The organism is Natronorubrum bangense, from assembly GCF_004799645.1.
Classification (GTDB): Archaea; Halobacteriota; Halobacteria; order Halobacteriales; family Natrialbaceae; genus Natronorubrum; species Natronorubrum bangense.
In genome coordinates, this window is record NZ_CP031305.1 from 610,176 (window position 1) to 628,448 (window position 18,273).

The following is an 18,273-nucleotide window of genomic DNA, read 5'->3' on the forward strand; positions in this document are numbered from 1 at the left end:
GGACGATCGAAACGATCAGTACTCACCGTTTCCCTGATCCGAGTATGGGCCTCGGTTGGTATCTCGCCGCACTGGTCTATCCAGTGATCATCGTCGGAATCATCTACTTCGTCGTTCGATCTCGATCGAGCGACGCCGAACAATGAGCGGGCAGTCACAGCGGCGTGTCGACGGCCGTGTCAGTCGCCCATCGCCGCAATCTCGTCCTCGAGCCACTCTCGGAACCACGTCACCCGTTTCAGACGCTGGTGGGCAATCCCCTCAGCGGTCTCACTCTGGACGCGCGAGGCGGCATCGTAGCCGCGCTCTAAGACGCGCTCGACCATCTCGTCGGCGTCCATATGCGTCCGCGCCTCATACCCCATGCGCAACAGCATGAGTGCAGTGCCGTTCGCACCGATCTTGTCGAGGAGATCGGCTTCGATCAGACACTGGGTCTCGAGGGCGAGGTCGGTGAGGTCGCCCTGAAACGAGTGGTGTTCGATCGCGCGACACACCTGCTCGGTGAACGAGTCAGGATACTCTGCCCGAGAGTCGAGGTATTCGCGGGCGACGCGAGCGCCAGCCTCGGCATGGAGTTCTTGATCGGTCTCGAGTTTGGCCACGTCGTGAAAGAGGGCTGCGACGCGAGTGACGTCGACGTCTGCCCCCTCCTTGCGAGCGATTTCCTCGGAGAGTTCGACGACGTTGAGGATGTGGTTGTGCCGGTACTCGGCTGAATGCCAGGGGTACCAGCGCATGCGGCCACCCTCCTCTTCTTTCTCGACGCTGGCTGAGAGATACTCGAAGACGAATCCTTTCATCTCCTCGAACTCGGCGTCGGTCACCCTGGTTTCTTTTATTTCGACGCCCACGAGAGATCCCTCCGCAGTAAACGAACGATAGTCATTAATAGATTGTTCGGTCGTTTCGCTCTTTAGCCTTTGGTTCAGCATGATTCTGCGAAAACATGACTGAAACACGACACTGAACGGCGACAGAAACAGTCAACCAGCTTTCAGCTTTGGGAATACCCACAAATTTCCGTTAAAGTCAAACAGGCGGCTCGGGAAGTAGTGGTATGAGCAGCGAACAGGAGCAGGAGTCGATTCGGTGTCTCGTCGCGAAAGTAGGACTCGATGGTCACGACCGCGGGGCACACGTCATTGCGCGAGCGTTCCGTGACGCTGGGTTCGAAGTCATCTACTCCGGACTGCACAAAGCGCCGGACGAGATCGTCCAGGCAGCCGTCCAAGAGGACGTCGACGTCCTCGGGATCTCGATCCTTTCGGGCGCTCACGACACGCTCGTCCCGAAGATCATGAGCGGACTCGAGGAGTACGGTGCGAAAGAGGACACGCTCGTCCTCGCCGGCGGCGTCATTCCGGACGAGGATCGTGATGAGCTCAAAGCACAAGGCGTTTCGGCCGTCTTCGGTCCCGGGACGTCGATCGAAGAGACGATCGAGTTCGTCCGCGAGAACGCACCCGAGCGATGAACGCAGACGACGATGCATTACTCGAGGCCTTGCTCGCGGGCGAACACCGCGCGCTGGCCAGAGTAATCTCAAAAATCGAGAACCGGTCGTCGGGCTACCGGGAGCTCGTTTCGGCGCTCTATGCGCACACCGGTGACGCCGACGTCATCGGGATTACGGGCAGCCCCGGGGCGGGGAAGTCGACACTGGTCGACAAACTCGCAGAGACCTACCGGGATCGCGGTGAGACGGTCGGTGTCATCGCGATCGATCCCTCGTCGCCGTTCTCCGGCGGTGCGGTGCTCGGGGACCGCATCCGGATGGCGGCGACCGTCGGCGATATGGATGTCTTCGTGCGCTCGATGAGCGCCCGCGGCACCCTCGGCGGACTGTCGACGGCAACTGCAGACGCCGTCAAGGCGATGGACGCCTTCGGAAAGGACAAAATCATCATCGAGACTGTCGGCGCTGGCCAGAACGAGATCGACATCGTCCGGACCGCAGACACCGTCGCCGTGCTCGTCCCGCCGGGTTCGGGCGACGACATTCAGACGCTGAAAGCCGGCATCTTAGAGATCGCCGACGTCTTCGTCGTCAACAAAGCTGACCGACCGGGTTCCGACCGAACCGTCCAGGAACTCCAGGAGATGGTCCATCTCGGCGACGGCGGTGGCCTCGGTGCCAGCGGCGCTGGCCACCACAGCGCCGACGAGAGGGGCGATGTCGACGACTGGGGCAGCGTCGACGACGAAGCGAGTTGGAGCCCACCGATCGTCGAAACCATCGCCACGAAAGGGGACGGCATCGAGACGTTCATCGACGAACTCGCCAACCACCAGACGTATCTCGTCGACTCGGGTACCCGTGCGAAAAAGGTTCGCCAGCGCTACGCCGAGGAGATCCGCACCCTCCTGCGTGAGGACGTCCACGACATCCTCGAGGACGAACTCGCGGCCGCCGGCGGAATCGACGACCTCGCCGAATCCGTCCGCAACGGTGAGACCGACCCGTACACGATTGCCGACGAACTGTTGACCCCCGTCGAAGACTGTATCGACGAACTCGAGTCCGGCGTCAAAAATACGCAGTAGACGAGTTCCGTCGGCAGCTTTTGAGCCCGAACCGCAGGTTGAAGGCCGATGATGAGCTACTGACAGGCATGAACGTCCGAACAGCCCTCGGTGTGGCAGTCGGCGCTGTCGGCACAGCCGTGCTCGGAAACCGACTCCTCGCGAACCGTGCTGACGACCTCGAGAATCCGATCGTCGGCGTCGAACGGACGTATCGCTGGCGCGGGATCGAGACGGCCTACACCGTCGCCGGCGACCCCAACGATCCGGACATGCTCCTGTGTCACGGGATTCACGCCACCGCGAGCAGCCAGGAGTTCGCGCCGATCGTCGAGCAGTTGGCCGAACACTATCACGTGATTGCAGTCGACCTGCCCGGATTCGGCCGTTCCGAACGGCCGCCGCTGGTCTACTCCGCAATGCTGTATGCCGAGTTTATCCGCGATTTCGCGGCCGATATCACGGACACGCCGATTGTCGTCGCATCCTCACTGACCGGCTCGTTTGCCGTCGACGCGGCCAAAGAAAGCGAGTTCGAGCAGCTCGTCTTGATCTGTCCGACCGACGAGACGACGACGGAACGGTCGTGGCTGCGAACCCTCTTTCGGACACCCATCGTCGGGACGACGCTGTTTAACCTGCTTGCCAGTAAACCCTCGGTCCGGTACTTCTACGCTCGTGACGGCTACTACGACGCGTCTCGAGTCGATGACGAGACAGTTGACTACGCCTGGCACAGCGCCCACCAGCCGGGTGCTCGCTACGCGCCCGCTTCTTTCGCCGCCGGCACGCTCGACCCTGAGTTCGACCTCCAGACCGAACTCGCGGCTCTCGAGACCCCGACGACGCTCGTCTGGGGTCGTGACGCTGACCTCGTGCCGCTTCGTGCGGGCCGGGATCTCGCCGACGCCGCCGACCTCGAACTCGTCGTCATCGATTATGCGACGCTGTTGCCCCACGCCGAACACCCCGAGAAGTTCGTCGAGTATCTGACCGCGGAGCTGTTACACGTCGGCGCTGATATGGATCGCAAAGAATAGGCGTGGCAGACGGAGTTCTAGACCGGACTGAATCCGATCACGCGCTCGCCCGTCGTCTCCGAGACCGTGATCTCGAGTTCGACCTCGAGCCCAGTCTCGATCGCTTCGAGATCGATGCCGACGAGCTGTCCAGTCAGCGAGACAGGTCCGAAGTCGGCGATCGCTGTCGCGTACGGCGCGTCGTCTTCGAACGCCGGTGTCGGCACGTGTGTGATGGTGAACGTCTCGACCACGCCCGTCTCCGGCAGCGGGACCTTCTCGAGGTCCGTCGAGCCACAGTCGGGACACACCCGCCGCGGTGGGAGCGAGCCGTGGCCCTCGGGACTTTCGAGGTAGTAGGCCGCACCCTCTTCTGCAGCGTCGAGCCAGTCGTCGAACCCTGCGTCCTGCACGCCGGTTTCTGGGTCCGTCATTCGACCACCTCCAGCACGTGGACCGTTGCACTGGCAACCGTCCCACCCGCATTGTGGGCAACGCCAGTCGTCGCATCCTCGACAGCCGAACTGTTCGGATGCGTGCCAGCGAGCAGTTTGGCAACCTCGGCGATCTGAGAGGCGCCGGTCGCACCCACTGGGTGGCCTTTGGCTTTCAGGCCGCCCGAGAGGTTTATCGGCGTCTCACCGTCAGCGGTGGTTCGGCCGTCCCGGGCCGCCGTGATTCCCTCGCCTACTGGCTCGAGATCGAGTGCCTCGAGCGCCAGCACTTCGGCGATGGTAAAGCAGTCGTGGACCTCCGCGAGGTCGACATCGCCCGCGTCGACGCCGGCATCGGCGTAGGCTTCTTCGCCGGCCTTGCGGGCGGCGGGCGACCGAGCGAGATGTTCGCGGTCGTGTAAGGCCATGCGGTCGCCACCCTGTCCAGTGCCCGTGATCGCGACGGGTGCCTCGAGGTCGTGTTCGTCGGCGTATTCCTCGCTCGTGAGGACGACCGCGGCGGCGCCGTCGGAGAGCGGACAGGAGTCGTACAGGCCGAGCGGACTCGAGATCTGTGGGGCCTCGAGGACGTCGCTGACCTCGATTGCGCTCTGGTACTGGGCTTTATCGTTGGTCAGTGCGTTCTCGTGGTTCTTGACAGCGATATGGGCCAGATCCTCGTGTTCGCCGCCGAACTCGTCGAAATAGGCCTGGGCCATCAGCGCGTACGCGCCGGGGAACGTCGTCCCCGCTCGCACTTCCCAGAGGTCGTCCGCGGCGATAGCGAGTGCCTCCGTCGCGCCCGCAGTGCCGAGGTTGGTCATTCGTTCGGCACCGCCGACGAGGACAACGTCGTCCTCGCCGTTGCGAACACGCATGACTGCGTCTCGAACGGCGGCCCCGCTCGAGGCACACGCAGACTCATAGCGGGTTGCCGGTGCCTGAATCCCTGCGGCTTCGGCCATCAACGGTCCCTGATGACCCTGATGTTCCGACAGTTCGCCCATGAAGTTCCCATAGAAGAGGGCGTCAACATCCTCACGGGGTACACCGCTCTCCTCGAACGCCTTGATACTTGCTTCCGCGAAGAGGTCTCGGCTCGTTCGCTCGGGAGTGTTCCCGAACGGCGTCAGCCCGACACCTGCGACACGCACGTTACTCATACACATGTCTAACAGGTCATCCCGTTAATACTCCGCGGTTGTGTTCACACCAAAAAAGGCAATGGGCTCCAACGATCACGGAGACGAACATCGTCCCGCCCGCGGGCGATTATCGCACGTCGACGGAAAACTCGTGTTCGTGAGCGACGGCCGCGAATTCGGCGAGCAAGTCAGCCGCGGCGTCGAGATCAGTGAGATCCAGTAGCTCGGCGGGCGTGTGCATGTAGCGGTTCGGGATTCCGATGTTCAGCGACGGAATCCCGCCGCGGGAGGTATAGAAGGCGTCGGCGTCCGTGCCGGTTCGGTTCCCAGACGCCTGCAGCTGCACGTCGATCCCCTCGTCGGACGCCACCTCACGGATGGCCGTCACGAGCGCTGGGTGATTCGCACTCCCGCGGACGACGACTGGTCCCTCGCCGAGTTCGACGCCCGTTTTCCGAGCCGACGGCGTTCCTGGCGCGTCCGTGGCGTGTGTCACGTCGATCGCGACGACCGCGTCGGGGGCGAGATCGAAGCCGACCATTTTCGCTCCCTGCAACCCGACCTCTTCCTGAACCGTTGACACGGCATAGATCGTCGCCTCGAGGTCACCCTCGGCTGCCCGACGAAGCGCTTCTGCGGCGGCCCAGATGCCGATTCGGTTATCTAGCCCGCGGGCTGCGATACGATCGTTTGCCAGTTCGGACACTGTCTGGTCGAACGTGATCGGATCGCCGCGCTCGACCAGTTCTGCTGTTTCGTCTTCGTCCGTGGCACCGATATCGATGTGTTGTTCGTCAATTTCGTCGATCGAATCCTTGTCCGTATCGCGGAGATGAATCGCGGTCTGGCCGACGACTCCCGGGACCACGCCGTCAGCGGTATGGATCCGGACATGCTGGCCTTTCGAGACGGTCTGATCCGAGCCACCGATCGCGGTCATTCGAATCGCGCCGTTGTCCTCGATATCCCGCACCATGAAACCAATCTCGTCGCTGTGGCCCGTCAGCGCGACCGACGGCTCGCCGCCGTCGACCACGGCGACGGCGTTTCCGTACTCATCAACCTGCACCTCGTCGGCGAACTCCTCGACATACTCTATCCACAGGCGCTGCCCCTCCGTTTCGAAGCCGGATGGCGTCGCGGTCTCGAGCAACTCGTCGAGGAACTGTCGTCGCTGTTGGTCCATACTCAGTGTATCGTCCCGTTCAGTGAAAAGTTCAGCCACTCTCTGACCGTTCGTCGCGTCGTGTGCAGCCAGCGCCGACGCCGGGCCGCTGAGTGGGCTACGGCATCTCGTGAATCGTCAACTCGACATCACGCGTCTGCCCTTCGATGTCCGCGACGAGTCGCTCGACGACGGCCTCGGCTTCGGAAAGCAGTTTGGGTTTGACTTTCTTGATTACCCAGTCAAGCGAGACGAACCGTGGCAGCGAGAGCACGTTTTTGTCGGCCGAGTACGGGTCGTAGGCGGCCTCAAAATAGATTCGACTCGCCGTCTCGACGCCGTCAGGGGCCGACTCGGGCTCCGGTTCGACGCGCCACTCGCCGTGGGCGTGGAGGTTGTTGATCAGTTCCCACTCGAGTGAATGGGGGGCGTCGATACTGAGCACCTTCGAACGGGCGGTGTAGCTGAGTTTCCACCACGTCAGCCGGAGGTCGTAGACGGAGCCGACGCCGCCGTCGCCGTGGACGCGAACCTTTTGTAAGTGGTCCGTGTACCGCGGGTAGTCGGTAAATGACTGGACGTAGGGAAACACCTCCTCGGGCGAGCGATAGGCGAGTGTACTGAGGAGAATTCGATCCACAGCGGTTATACGACGGCTCAGAAAGTAAGAGTTGTCATCCAGACAGTTCAGCGAATACACACGACCGACCCGAAACCGAGAGTCGGCAATTTCTATAGCGACCACTCGAAACGCCGAGATATGCGAGACGTTTGTATCGTTGGCGGCGGCGTCGCTGGCCTCGCCGCAGCGATCTTTACGGCACGTGCGGGACTGAACACGCTGGTCATCGACAGCGGGGGGCGAACTCCCCCACGCAGCCTGACGCAGTCCGGCAACGGCGACGGATCGACCCTCGAGCGCAACGCCAGCCTCGAGAACTACCCCGGCTTCCCCGATGGCGTCGACGCCCGCCGGTATCTGGATCTGACGCGTGAACAGGCCCGGACCGCGGGCGCGACGATCGAACTCGGACGTGTGACGAGTATCGAACCGAAAGATGAGACCGCTCTCGAGGCCGGATTCGTCCTCGAAACAGAGGGTGGAAAACCTCTCGAGGCGCGACGGGTGATCGCGGCGTCGTGGGCCGACAGCGAGTATCTCGTCCCGCTTGACGTCGGTCGCATCCAGCGCGGGAGCAAGCAGTTCGTCTCGGTCGACGACGCCGGCCGAACGGCCGTCGACGGCATCTACGCCGCCGGCCGACTCGCGAACGAGCCCCATCAAGCCATCGTCGCGGCCGGCCACGGAGCGAAAGTCGCACTCGCCGTAATCCACGACTCCGACGCGAACTTCTATCACGACTGGGTCGCCCCCGAAGGCTACTTCACCGACCGCGGGCGCGAGGTGCCGCCGGGCTGTGAGGAGATCAGCGACGACGAACGGCGAAGGCGTGACGAGCAGGCCAGAGCGCGTCTGCTCGAGGCGTTTGCCGAACCGCTCGACGAACGGCCGACGATGCATCCAAGCGTCGCTGAGGAGTAGGTCGGCTGTCAGCTGGCAGCTTCAAACTGTCAGACGCGATACGACAGCCGCAAGTTATGTCAGGGACACCGATCAGTATTGACTATGAAAAGACGGGGGCTTCTGTTGGCGACGGCTGGGGCGGTTACCGTCGCAGGCTGTTCGTCGGACGACGAACAGACAGCGGATGGGGAGGGCGAGGCAGCGGCCGAGATCATCGAGTGGGACGTTTTTGCAGCGCCCGCCCGGGGTGGTGGTTCAGACAGGTCGTGGCTCCGAGTTGCTGTCGAAAACGAGACCGCGGTTCCACACGGGCGTCTGGAAATTACCTCGACATTTCGTTCGGCTGATGGGTCCGTCGTCGCCGACGGAACGCACATTACGAGCTACATCCCACCGGAGACGACGCTCCGATACTACGTCCAGAGTAATTTCGAGGTCGACGAGGTCGACACTGTCGACAACGAGTTCGTCGACGCGAATACGCAAGTAGCGCGTTCGGCACTCGATGCTGTGTCGGTACAGAATACGGAGCTCTCTGCAGGCGGTGACGTGCTCAACGTGACCGGCGACCTCGAGTTCGACGCTGTCGAAAGCGACCGAATCGTCGTCGTTGCACCGATCTACGACGAGGATGGGTGGTTGCGTGGGACCGGGACCGACATCCTCTACGATCCGTCACCGACGGCGACGAGCGAGTTCGGCGCCAACTCGAATGGGTTTCGGGCTCCCGAGGGGAGTGCTGTGCTTGATTCGTACGACGTCCTCGTCTTCGGTGGCCGCGCCTGACCCATCTCCCCACGGTACGCCCTCGCTACGCTTAACACAACGCAAGCGAGAGTACGAGACGAATGCTCGAGGGAGTCAACGTTGCGCTCGGGGTGACGGGATCGATCGCCGCCGTCAAGACGGTCGAACTGGCCCACGAGTTGCGACGACAGGGGGCCACCGTTCGAGGCGTGATGACCGGCAGCGCACAGGGAATCATCCATCCCTGGGCCGTCGAGTTCGCGACCGACAACGACGTCGTCACGGAAATCACAGGGAGCGTCGAACATGTCGACCTCTGTGGGTACGACGGCTGGGCGGACGTCTTGCTGATCGCGCCTGCCACGGCAAACACGGTTGGCAAGATCGCCGGAGCCGTCGACGATACGCCCGTCACAACGTGTGCCACGACTGCACTCGGCGCTGACACGCCGGTCGTCATCGCACCCGCGATGCACGAACCGATGTACGACCATCCCGGCGTCCTCGAGGCCATCGACACCGTCGCCGACTGGGGCGTCGAGTTCGTCGACCCGCGCATCGAGGAGGGGAAAGCCAAGATCGCAAGCGAAGAGGCGATCGTCTGTGACGTCGCTCGAGCGGCCGGCGAGCGATCGCTCGCGGGCAAACAGATCGTCATCACGACCGGCGCGACGAGCGAGGCGGTCGACCCCGTCCGGGTGCTGACGAACCGCTCGTCGGGCAAGATGGGCCGCGCCGTTGCGAAAGCGTGCTACGCTCGCGGAGCCGACGTGACGCTGGTCCACGGTGTCGTCGGCCCACAGCCAGTGACGCGAGACGGCATCCATCCCGGCGGCGAAATACCCTACGCGACGGTTCGATCCGTCGAGAGCGCCGCCGAGATGCTCGAGACGACCCGAGAGGCCTGTGCAGATGCGGACACACTGGTGTCGGCGGCTGCCATCGGCGACTACACTGTCGAGGGAAGCGACGAAAAGATCCGTTCGGGCCAAGAACTCACGCTCGATCTCGAGCCGACACCGAAGCTCATCGACGAGCTCCGCGCCGACCACCCCGAGTTGCCGATCGTCGGCTTCAAAGCCGAAACGTCGGGCGACGAGGCGGCGATGATCGAGCAGGCACGCCAGACGCTGTCGCGTGCGGGGTTGGCGTTTGTCGTCGCCAACGACGCGAGCGTGATGGGTGCAGATGCAACGAAGGCGCTGTTCGTCCACGAGCGAGACGTGGCTCGCTACGAGGGAACAAAAGCGGGACTGGGCGGCGAAATCGCCGACTCCATTGCCGCCATCGTCGGCGACGAGTAAGGCCGAGTATCCGGACTGATAATCCCGACAGGGATGTTATATAGGAGGCGTTCCTCGGACGAATTAACAGGTATGCGACCGGTTTCAATTGGGGATGTCTCTGTAGTTACAGATCCAGCGATAGATCTCACCGATAAATCGACTTCGACCACTGTCTCGAGGTGATCCGTCGTGGCTCAACAACAAAAACAGCGGGCTGCCGAGCCAGACGACCATGGCACTCTCTCGAAAGGCGAAATCTTCGAAGTCTTGCGCAACCAGCGACGGCGCTATGTCCTCCAGTATCTGAAACAGGACAACCGGCCCGTCGAACTCGGCGACCTCGCCCAGCAGGTCGCCGCCTGGGAGTACGAAACGACACTCGAGAAGGTGACACCAGAACAGCGAAAACGCGTCTACACGACGCTTCAACAGACCCATCTCCCGAAGATGGATCAGTCCGGGATCCTCGTGTTCGACTCCGACGATGGCGTTATCCAGGCGACCGAGCGAACGAAAGATCTCAGCATCTATCTCGAGATCGTCCCCGGCCACGAGTTCGCCTGGCGGGAACTGTATCTCTCGCTTGGGGCGATCAGCTGTGCGCTGGTCGCCGCGCTGTGGATGGGAATTTATCCATTGACCATGCTCTCGGAGCTGGGCTGGGCAGGAATCATCGCCGCAACGGTTACCATGACCGCCGTCGCACACATCTACCACGAGCGGAATATGCGACTGGGCCACGGCGAGCAGCCACCAGAACTCAGCTACGGTCGTGACGACTGATGACCGATTGCAGTCGCGCACGCGAAACACGGCCGATGGGCCACGAATCGCGTTCCAGATCGAGTGATACCTGGCGATCGACCACTCGGACAGACTGAGTCACTGGCCGATGTTCGACAGTGTCATGCCTCGGTCGGATCGTCAACTTTTACTCGGTTAGCGCCAGACCCACGACATGGATCAGTTGAAGCGGTCGCTTCTCGAGGCGCCGATTATCGAGAAAGATGGGTATCACTACTTCGTTCACCCGATCAGCGACGGACTCCCAAAGCTCGATCCGGGCTTGCTTCGTGAGATCGTCATTCGGATCATCCGCAAGGCGGAACTCGAAAACGTCGATCGGATCGTCACGCCCGCAGCGATGGGGATTCACATCTCGACTGCCGTCTCGCTGATGACCGACATCCCGCTGACGGTCATCCGAAAACGCCAGTACGGCCTCGACGGGGAAGTCGAGATTGCCCAGAAAACAGGCTATTCCGAGAACGAGATGTACATCAATGACGTCCGCGAGGGCGAGCGCGTGCTGGTGCTCGACGACGTCCTCTCGACTGGCGGCACGCTCGCGTCGGTCCTCGAGGCACTCGACGAGATCGGTGCCGAAGTCATCGATACGGTTGCGGTCATCAAAAAAGTCGGCGGCGAGAACAAAGCCGCAGACGCCGGCTACGACATCAAAACGCTCATTAACGTCGATGTCATCGACGGTGAGGTCGTTATTATCGACGAAGACGGCGACGACTAGGGGCAGTTGCGCCAAACGGATTTTGTATCTATCGAACAACAACACGAGTAACTTTACTTGTGTCAGCTTGAAGAACAGTAAAGTGACACTCGGGAAGATATGATTCAGTGCATAGGTAGTCCGATTACTGGACGTGTCTAAGTGAACTTGTTTACTATTCACTAAATCTCCCTCCTCTCAGATACTACATATGTACAATAATACGACACAAAGTCGAATATATAATGGATTGAATGGCGATTTGTTAGAGGGGGAAATTATTGCTTAGAGGGGAACAGCACATATATATGGTCCAATCTCAGATACATTTTCATGGGTAAGGCTGACAATCATAATAGATTGACTGTCGATCGACGTCGTCTCCTTCAGGGTCTCGGCGCCGCAGGCGCGATCAGCATTGCAGGCTGTCTTGGAGGGAACGACACCGATGACATTGCCTTCCCACTTGACGTCCAGCTCGAGGTTGATGCAGACAACACCGACCGTCACGAGCTCACGCAGGTTATTGGGCAGGTGATGGAAGAGACTGGCTATTTCAGGGTCGACATAGAGACGCACTCGTTCGATGATCACATCGGTCGGGTACTTGATCCAGGATATGCAGATAGAGGAAATATTCCGTTTGTCAGATTATCGGGAACGTTCAATCCAGAGAGCTTCTGCGACGCGCTTCACGGGACATCGAACCAGGGTCAGTGCTGTAATGTAAACGGGCTCGGATACGAGGAACTCGACCGGATGATCGAGCACGCTCGATTCGGTCTCGATGTCGCAGAAGACCCGGATCTGCGGCGAGAGCGATACGACGAAATCTGGCACGAACTGGCCGACTACCGAGGCAGTTCGCTCGTCCATTTCGCGACTGACGAGTACGTCAGAAACACCGATGTACACGGCTTCGCACCGTTCCCGTTTTCTGAGACCACGTTGAGCTACGCGCTTCACGCGCCGGTCGACCAGCAAGTCACGTGGATCGACCGCGGCGAAGCGACGCCCGACGAAACCGATCTCTCCGATATCCAAACGGGTGGCACGCTGAGATACGGTGTCGCAGCCAACATTGCTTCGCTGGATCCACCGTACAGTACTGATACGACGGCGATGATGGCACAGAACCTCATATTCGAGCAACTGGTCACATCGGATACGGAGGGGAACGTCTACCCATGGCTGGCCAAGCGCTACGAAGTTCTGGAGACACAGGACATCACTCGCGAGGCGTACGAGGACTACATGATCACCGTCTCAGCAAACGACAACGGCGTCCTCGAGTACGATAGCGACGACCCAGTTCAAACGATCATGGTCCACCCCGACGACAGCCGGACTGCAGACGACGACGTTCGGGCTCTGACGCCCGATGGCGCATCCAAAGCGGTCGACGACGATGTCTTTGGAATGCAGTGGCGGTACCACCTCCAGGAAGGTGTCGAGTTCCACGATGGAGAGGAGCTGACCGCGGAGAACGTCGTCCTCTCTGTTGAGCGGTATGAAAACTCCGATCTGGCGGCACAGACCTTCGACTCGCTGCTACACGCACGAGCAGTCGACGAGTACACCGTCGATCTGTACGCTCAGATTCCGGATGCCGAAGCTGAGCGAGAACTCCCCGGGGCCTACATCCACTCGACAGAGCAGGCACAGCTCGGTCCCGACGGAATCGACCCACTCGGAGACGGCGTCGAACCGGTCGGCACTGGTCCGTACATCTACGACGAGTTCGAGGACGAGGAGTACTTCATCGCGACGAAAAACGACAACTACTGGCTCGAACAGCAGGGACTCGACGCACTCGAGTGGTACGACGGACCAACTGATTTCCCCGCAGGCCCTGTGGTCGACGAAATCGATCTGCATATCATCACGGAAGACTCCACGCGAAGTGCTGCACTGCAAAAGGACGAAATCGACGCCACATACAATCTGGTGTCGGATACGCTCAACGAGTACGACTCGGACGAGGAGTACGTTGTCGATTCGATCGGAAGTGGTGGCTACAATTACTTCCAGTACCCCGTTCAGATAGAGCCGTGGGACGATCCTCGACTTCGAAAGGCCGTCAACCACCTGGTTCCCCGTCAACAGATCGTCGACGAGATTCTCGACGGCTGGGGTGAGCCGGCGTGGACGATGGTTCCGGAACTCGCAAAAGGACTCGGTACCGCAGATTACGACGCACTCGAGTCGGACATACGCCCGCAAAACGAGTTCGATACGGAGCGTGCGGTCGAACTGATCGAAGAAGTCATCGCCGACCACGGCTACGAGTCCAACATTTGAATGGGCCGACGGTGTTTAGCTCGAAACGAACATCGGGTTTTAGATTTACAATGAGCCTCCGACGTTTTATACTCAAACGGCTGCTGATGACCGTTCCCATTCTCTTTGGGGTCTCGGTGATCACGTTCGCACTCGTCCATCTGACGCCGGGTGATGCGATCAGCCAGATGGTCGCACAAAACCCCAACGTCTCGCGGGCCGAGGAAGCCCAGATTCGGGCCCAATACGGGCTTGACGGTCCGGTTTGGGAACAGTACGCAACGTGGATTGGAAACGTCTTGGCAGGAAATTTCGGTGACGTCTACGGAAGCAATCAGACTGCCGCCGGCGTCATTACGTCTCGGCTTCCCGAAACGGTCGCACTTGGACTGTTCGGCTGGGTGTTCGCCCTCGTCATCGCGATTCCGACCGGGATCTATGCGGCAGTGAAGAAAGATCAGCTTGGCGACACAGCCAGTCGATTTATCGCGCTGTCCGGGATTTCGATCCCCAACTTCTGGCTCGGTCTCATGCTCATCCTCGTCGGCTCGCTGTGGCTCGGCTGGTGGGACGTGACACCACCACGAAAACCACTGTATCACCCCGAGATGCTGTGGCATCTGATACTACCCGGCGTAACGATCGGAACCGCCGCTGCGGCGTCGATCATGCGGGTGATGCGAACGTCGATGGCCGAGGAGTTGAACAAAGAGTACGTCATGGCCGCTCGAGCCAAGGGGCTTCCAGAGCAACGGATTATCTTCAAACACGTCCTCCGGAACTCACTGATCTCGGTCGTGACGCTTGCAGCGACGCTCACCGCTGGTATCGTCGCCGGTTCGGTCGTCGTCGAGGTCGTGTTCGCCTGGCCGGGGCTCGGCCGCGAACTCATTCAGGCGATCCACGGCAACGAAATCAACCTCATCATGGCGATTACGCTGTTTGTAGGTGTGTTTATCATTCTGGCGAACCTGGTTGCAGACATCTTATACGCCGTACTCGATCCAAGGATTAGATATGACTAAACCAACGACTGAACGCGGACGGATACAGATCACTGGGTTCGACGCCGAACACGTTGAAAACCGTGAAAAGTTATCAGATTGGTGCGAAGAGACCGACGGTGAAACCGTCGGACGGTGGACGCGGGCGTGGAACCGATTTAAACGAAACCGAACAGCACTGATCGGAGTTGCGATCGTCGCGGCGATGTCATTGCTCGCGATCTTTGCCCGTCCGATCGAGGTACTGAATATAACGATTCAACCGTTCTCGATTGCGCCATACTCCTCGACCGATATTCTCTGGCTCGAGTCCGATGTCTCCCGGAACGACCCCCCTTCCTGGTCACACCCAATGGGCATCGATGGCTCGGGACGTGACGTGTTCTCACGTGTCCTTGCCGGTGGCCGGTACAGTATCTCCATCGGCTTTATCGTCGTTGCCCTCACCGGAACGGTCGGGCTCGTCTACGGATCGATATCGGGATACTACGGCGGATGGCTCGACGAAGTCTTGATGCGGATCGTTGATATGGTTCTGGCGTTCCCGAGTCTCATCCTCGCGCTGATCATCGTCTCGATGTTCGGTGGTGGCTACTGGCAGCTCGTGGCCGCGTTTACGTTCGTCAGTTGGGCCACGTACGCTCGACTCATCCGCGGTGAAGTCCTGAAACTCAAAGAAAACGAGTACGTGCTGGCCGCAAAAGCACTCGGCGCTCGCGACCGGTCAGTGATCTTCAGACATATCGTGCCGAACGCGATGCCGCCGTTGCTCGTCTACGGCACGCTCAACATCGGCACCGTCGTCATCGGTGTTGCAGCACTCGGATTCCTCGGGCTCGGCATGTCTGCTGAGACAGCTGAGTGGGGAACCATGCTCGAGAACGGGCGTGATGCGATCATCCCCGGACCCGGCGGTGACGTTCGCTGGTGGATCACGGTGTTCCCCGGCGCAGCGATTTTCCTGTTTGTGATGTCGATGAACATGATTGGCGATGGCGTCAACGACGCACTCGATGCACAGGAGACCGGCATCGGTGGAGGCGAACACGAATGACGTTACTCGAGGTAACCGATCTCACGGTCAAGTTCTACACTGAAAAAGGGGTTGTCAATGCCGTCAACGACCTCAGTTTCAGCATCGAACGCGGTGACACGTTTGGCGTCGTCGGTGAGAGTGGTGCTGGGAAGAGTGTCACTGCACACTCGGTAATGAGACTCATCGAACGTCCAGGGCATATCGAGAGCGGAGAGATCCTGTTCAAAGGCGAAAACATCCTCGAGATGAGCGAAGCGGAGATCCGATCGATCCGTGGCAACGAAATTTCGATGGTCTTCCAGGATGCTCAGACGGCACTCAACCCCGTGTATCCCGTCGGCGAGCAGATCGCCGAGATGATCAGACATCATCTCGACTACGGGAAGGCGGACGCGAAAGAGCGGACCATCCAGTTGCTCGATACGGTCGGTATTCCAGACGCCCCAACACGGTACTCGGACTATCCGCACGAATTCTCTGGCGGGATGCAACAGCGAGCGATCATCGCGATGGCACTGTCGTGTGATCCAGATCTGCTCATCTGTGACGAGCCGACGACGGCAGTTGACGTGACGACCGAGGCGAAAGTCCTCGCGGAGATCGAGTCACTTGCCGCGGAGTTCGATACGGCGGTCCAGCTCATCACGCACGATCTCGGCATCGTCGCCGATATCTGTGATCGTGTCATGGTGATGTATGCAGGAAGGCCGGTCGAGAAAGCTCCTGTTGAAGAGCTCTACTATGACCCGAAACACCCCTACACAGTCGGGCTCATGAGCTCGATCCCACGCATCGGCGATGATCGAGACCGACTCCAGACCATTCCCGGAACGATGCCTGACCTCATCGAACTCCCATCCGGTTGTACCTTCCATCCACGATGTCCGTACGCGGAGGAGGCCTGTACCAGAACCGAACCTGCCCTGGTCGACCCTGAAACTGGAACGGAACCAACGAACGACGCCGAACACATAGCCGCCTGTCTTGAGTATACAGGCGAGTTGAACGCCGGGCTCGATTATGAAGTCCAGGTGCGTGAGTCGACGACTGACGAGCGGGTCGAAGCCGCCCCCGAATCTGGTTCGGTGGCTGAGACAGAGCTCTCGAGCACCGACGGTGATCACGATGACTGATAACCCACTGCTGCGAGCCGAGAATCTGAGGAAGTACTACGACTCGAGTGGCGGGTTTCTCGAGCGCTTGCTGGGACGAACACAGGAGGTCAAAGCCGTCGACGGGATCGACCTCGAACTCTACGAGGGGGAGACGCTCGGTGTTGTCGGAGAGAGCGGCTGCGGAAAGAGTACGCTCGCGAGGACACTGCTCAGGCTGGTCGAGCCGACCGGCGGCTCGGTGTACTACCGAGAACGTGTCGACGAAGCTGTCGATGCCCCGTCGCCCCGTCGCGAAATCGATCTGACAGCCGTCTCCGATCGAAAGCTTCGTAATCTCCGGACTGACCTGCAGTATATTTTCCAGGACCCGTTCTCGAGTCTGAACCCGCGATTGACTGTCGGGGACATCATCGGTGAACCTCTAGACATTCACGGGATCGTAACGGGTGCCGAGCGAACCGAACGTATCTACGAACTGTTAGAGACCGTCGGCCTGAATCCGAGTCACACTCACCGATATCCTCACGAGTTCTCTGGCGGCCAGCGCCAGCGGATCGGGATCGCACGAGCGCTGGCAGTCGATCCGGAGATCATCATCTGTGACGAACCGGTGAGTGCACTCGATGTCAGCGTGCAAGCCCAGATCCTGAACCTCCTCGGGGATCTTCAGGAGGAGTTTGGACTCTCGTATATCTTCATCGCCCACGATCTGAGCGTCGTCGAGCACATTTCCGACCGGATTGCCGTGATGTATCTCGGCGAGTTCGCAGAGGTTGGTTCGACTGACGAAATCTTTTCACCCCCATATCATCCGTACACCGAAGCGCTGCTGTCAGCGATTCCAGAGCCCGACCCCCTCTGGGAGGGTGAACAGATTATCCTCCCGGGAACCGTCCCATCACCGCTGGATCCACCATCCGGCTGTCGATTCCACACACGGTGTCCTCGCATCATCCAGCCAGCGGCGCTCAACCTCGAGCAATCCGTCTGGCGATCGGTTGTGGATTTTAAACGCCGTGTTCTGGAGTCCGAAACACTCACATCGATTGCAACGGCCGCTGGAGACGGTGCTGGACAGACAAGCCGAACCGACCTGGGCGAATGCGCTAGAAGCACACTCGATGAGATACTCCGAGCTGAGTTTGATATTCCTCCGGAGCTCTCTGATCCGGACGCCGAAGCCGTTCTTTCACAGGCGATCGACGATCTTCACGCAGGAAATATCGCGGACGCACAGGAATGCCTCGAAGATGCGTTTACGTCGCCCTGTGAGGTTCACCATCCAAATCACGTCCAGACCGGCGACACCCACCGAATTTCGTGTTTGCTCCACGACGAACGATACGATGGAAGCCAGTTGCAGGTCGGAAACGCTACCGACGCCGTCGCGGATGATTAGCGTAGCCACTGTCCGTCACTGGACATCCGGTTGTGCGGCGGCAAGCACGATCGGTATATGACTCATTTCAACTGTTCCTGTCGCC

At 60.1% G+C, this 18,273-nt stretch carries 18 protein-coding genes; 13 read left to right on the plus strand and 5 right to left on the minus strand.

Going from position 1 to position 18,273, the window contains the following annotated elements:
* Positions 1-179: 179 nt before the first annotated feature.
* Entirely contained in the window at positions 180-854 is a 675-nt protein-coding gene (locus DV706_RS03045; protein WP_083902045.1) for an HD domain-containing protein, read from the minus strand.
* Positions 855-1,060: 206 nt separating this feature from the next.
* Here DV706_RS03045 and DV706_RS03050 point away from each other — a divergent pair, with 206 nt between their 5' ends.
* From DV706_RS03050 to DV706_RS03060, 3 genes are all read left to right on the plus strand, one after another.
* Positions 1,061-1,477: a cobalamin B12-binding domain-containing protein gene (locus DV706_RS03050; protein WP_006066616.1), complete on the plus strand. Its 417-nt coding sequence runs from the start codon at positions 1,061-1,063 to the stop codon at positions 1,475-1,477.
* Positions 1,474-2,547 (plus strand): methylmalonyl Co-A mutase-associated GTPase MeaB, encoded by a 1,074-nt coding sequence (meaB, locus tag DV706_RS03055; RefSeq protein WP_006066615.1) that lies wholly within the window; start codon positions 1,474-1,476, stop codon positions 2,545-2,547. Before DV706_RS03050 ends, meaB begins: the two co-directional genes overlap by 4 nt.
* Positions 2,548-2,615: 68 nt before the next feature.
* A complete protein-coding gene (locus tag DV706_RS03060; RefSeq protein WP_006066614.1) occupies positions 2,616-3,566 on the plus strand; it encodes an alpha/beta fold hydrolase in 951 nt (316 codons plus the stop codon).
* Positions 3,567-3,583: 17 nt separating this feature from the next.
* Here DV706_RS03060 and DV706_RS03065 read toward each other — a convergent pair whose 3' ends face one another.
* The 4 genes from DV706_RS03065 to DV706_RS03080 form a co-directional block, all read right to left on the minus strand.
* Entirely contained in the window at positions 3,584-3,979 is a 396-nt protein-coding gene (locus DV706_RS03065) for a Zn-ribbon domain-containing OB-fold protein (RefSeq protein WP_006066613.1), read from the minus strand.
* Complete coding sequence (locus DV706_RS03070) at positions 3,976-5,142, minus strand: thiolase domain-containing protein (RefSeq protein ID WP_006066612.1); 1,167 nt, start codon at positions 5,140-5,142, stop codon at positions 3,976-3,978. Before DV706_RS03070 ends, DV706_RS03065 begins: the two co-directional genes overlap by 4 nt.
* Positions 5,143-5,251: 109 nt before the next feature.
* Positions 5,252-6,310 (minus strand): M20/M25/M40 family metallo-hydrolase, encoded by a 1,059-nt coding sequence (locus tag DV706_RS03075; protein WP_006066611.1) that lies wholly within the window; start codon positions 6,308-6,310, stop codon positions 5,252-5,254.
* Between the two features lie 97 nt (positions 6,311-6,407).
* Positions 6,408-6,929, minus strand: coding sequence for an SRPBCC family protein (locus DV706_RS03080; RefSeq protein ID WP_006066610.1), 522 nt, complete (start codon positions 6,927-6,929; stop codon positions 6,408-6,410).
* A 120-nt stretch (positions 6,930-7,049) separates the two neighbouring features.
* Between DV706_RS03080 and DV706_RS03085 the strand changes: the two genes are divergently transcribed.
* From DV706_RS03085 to DV706_RS03130, 10 genes are all read left to right on the plus strand, one after another.
* Positions 7,050-7,832, plus strand: a complete 783-nt coding sequence (locus tag DV706_RS03085; protein WP_006066609.1) for an FAD-dependent oxidoreductase — start codon at positions 7,050-7,052, stop codon at positions 7,830-7,832.
* An 84-nt stretch (positions 7,833-7,916) separates the two neighbouring features.
* Positions 7,917-8,600: a hypothetical protein gene (locus tag DV706_RS03090; protein ID WP_006066608.1), complete on the plus strand. Its 684-nt coding sequence runs from the start codon at positions 7,917-7,919 to the stop codon at positions 8,598-8,600.
* A gap of 62 nt (positions 8,601-8,662) precedes the next feature.
* Complete coding sequence (gene coaBC / locus DV706_RS03095) at positions 8,663-9,865, plus strand: bifunctional phosphopantothenoylcysteine decarboxylase/phosphopantothenate--cysteine ligase CoaBC (protein ID WP_006066607.1); 1,203 nt, start codon at positions 8,663-8,665, stop codon at positions 9,863-9,865.
* 171 nt (positions 9,866-10,036) lie between these two features.
* Complete coding sequence (locus tag DV706_RS03100; RefSeq protein WP_006066606.1) at positions 10,037-10,630, plus strand: DUF7344 domain-containing protein; 594 nt, start codon at positions 10,037-10,039, stop codon at positions 10,628-10,630.
* Between the two features lie 175 nt (positions 10,631-10,805).
* Complete coding sequence (gene hpt / locus DV706_RS03105; protein ID WP_006066605.1) at positions 10,806-11,375, plus strand: hypoxanthine/guanine phosphoribosyltransferase; 570 nt, start codon at positions 10,806-10,808, stop codon at positions 11,373-11,375.
* Between the two features lie 312 nt (positions 11,376-11,687).
* On the plus strand, positions 11,688-13,655 hold the full coding sequence (locus DV706_RS03110) for an ABC transporter substrate-binding protein (RefSeq protein ID WP_049889822.1): 1,968 nt from the start codon (positions 11,688-11,690) through the stop codon (positions 13,653-13,655).
* A 50-nt stretch (positions 13,656-13,705) separates the two neighbouring features.
* Entirely contained in the window at positions 13,706-14,659 is a 954-nt protein-coding gene (locus DV706_RS03115; RefSeq protein WP_006066603.1) for an ABC transporter permease, read from the plus strand.
* On the plus strand, positions 14,652-15,692 hold the full coding sequence (locus DV706_RS03120; RefSeq protein ID WP_006066602.1) for an ABC transporter permease: 1,041 nt from the start codon (positions 14,652-14,654) through the stop codon (positions 15,690-15,692). The genes DV706_RS03115 and DV706_RS03120 overlap by 8 nt, the downstream gene beginning before the upstream one ends.
* Positions 15,689-16,807, plus strand: a complete 1,119-nt coding sequence (locus tag DV706_RS03125) for an ABC transporter ATP-binding protein (RefSeq protein ID WP_006066601.1) — start codon at positions 15,689-15,691, stop codon at positions 16,805-16,807. The genes DV706_RS03120 and DV706_RS03125 overlap by 4 nt, the downstream gene beginning before the upstream one ends.
* Positions 16,800-18,188: an ABC transporter ATP-binding protein gene (locus tag DV706_RS03130; RefSeq protein WP_006066600.1), complete on the plus strand. Its 1,389-nt coding sequence runs from the start codon at positions 16,800-16,802 to the stop codon at positions 18,186-18,188. The genes DV706_RS03125 and DV706_RS03130 overlap by 8 nt, the downstream gene beginning before the upstream one ends.
* The last annotated feature ends 85 nt before the right edge of the window (positions 18,189-18,273 follow it).

Coding starts and splice junctions, on each gene's coding strand:
- DV706_RS03115 (WP_006066603.1), top strand. CDS start 13,706: ATGAGCCTCCGACGTTTTATACTCAAACGGCTGCTGATGACCGTTCCC.
- DV706_RS03130 (WP_006066600.1), top strand. CDS start 16,800: ATGACTGATAACCCACTGCTGCGAGCCGAGAATCTGAGGAAGTACTAC.
- DV706_RS03060 (WP_006066614.1), top strand. CDS start 2,616: ATGAACGTCCGAACAGCCCTCGGTGTGGCAGTCGGCGCTGTCGGCACA.
- DV706_RS03050 (WP_006066616.1), top strand. CDS start 1,061: ATGAGCAGCGAACAGGAGCAGGAGTCGATTCGGTGTCTCGTCGCGAAA.
- coaBC (WP_006066607.1), top strand. CDS start 8,663: ATGCTCGAGGGAGTCAACGTTGCGCTCGGGGTGACGGGATCGATCGCC.
- DV706_RS03125 (WP_006066601.1), top strand. CDS start 15,689: ATGACGTTACTCGAGGTAACCGATCTCACGGTCAAGTTCTACACTGAA.
- DV706_RS03090 (WP_006066608.1), top strand. CDS start 7,917: ATGAAAAGACGGGGGCTTCTGTTGGCGACGGCTGGGGCGGTTACCGTC.
- DV706_RS03075 (WP_006066611.1), bottom strand. CDS start 6,310: ATGGACCAACAGCGACGACAGTTCCTCGACGAGTTGCTCGAGACCGCG.
- meaB (WP_006066615.1), top strand. CDS start 1,474: ATGAACGCAGACGACGATGCATTACTCGAGGCCTTGCTCGCGGGCGAA.
- DV706_RS03070 (WP_006066612.1), bottom strand. CDS start 5,142: ATGAGTAACGTGCGTGTCGCAGGTGTCGGGCTGACGCCGTTCGGGAAC.
- hpt (WP_006066605.1), top strand. CDS start 10,806: ATGGATCAGTTGAAGCGGTCGCTTCTCGAGGCGCCGATTATCGAGAAA.
- DV706_RS03065 (WP_006066613.1), bottom strand. CDS start 3,979: ATGACGGACCCAGAAACCGGCGTGCAGGACGCAGGGTTCGACGACTGG.
- DV706_RS03085 (WP_006066609.1), top strand. CDS start 7,050: ATGCGAGACGTTTGTATCGTTGGCGGCGGCGTCGCTGGCCTCGCCGCA.
- DV706_RS03120 (WP_006066602.1), top strand. CDS start 14,652: ATGACTAAACCAACGACTGAACGCGGACGGATACAGATCACTGGGTTC.
- DV706_RS03110 (WP_049889822.1), top strand. CDS start 11,688: ATGGGTAAGGCTGACAATCATAATAGATTGACTGTCGATCGACGTCGT.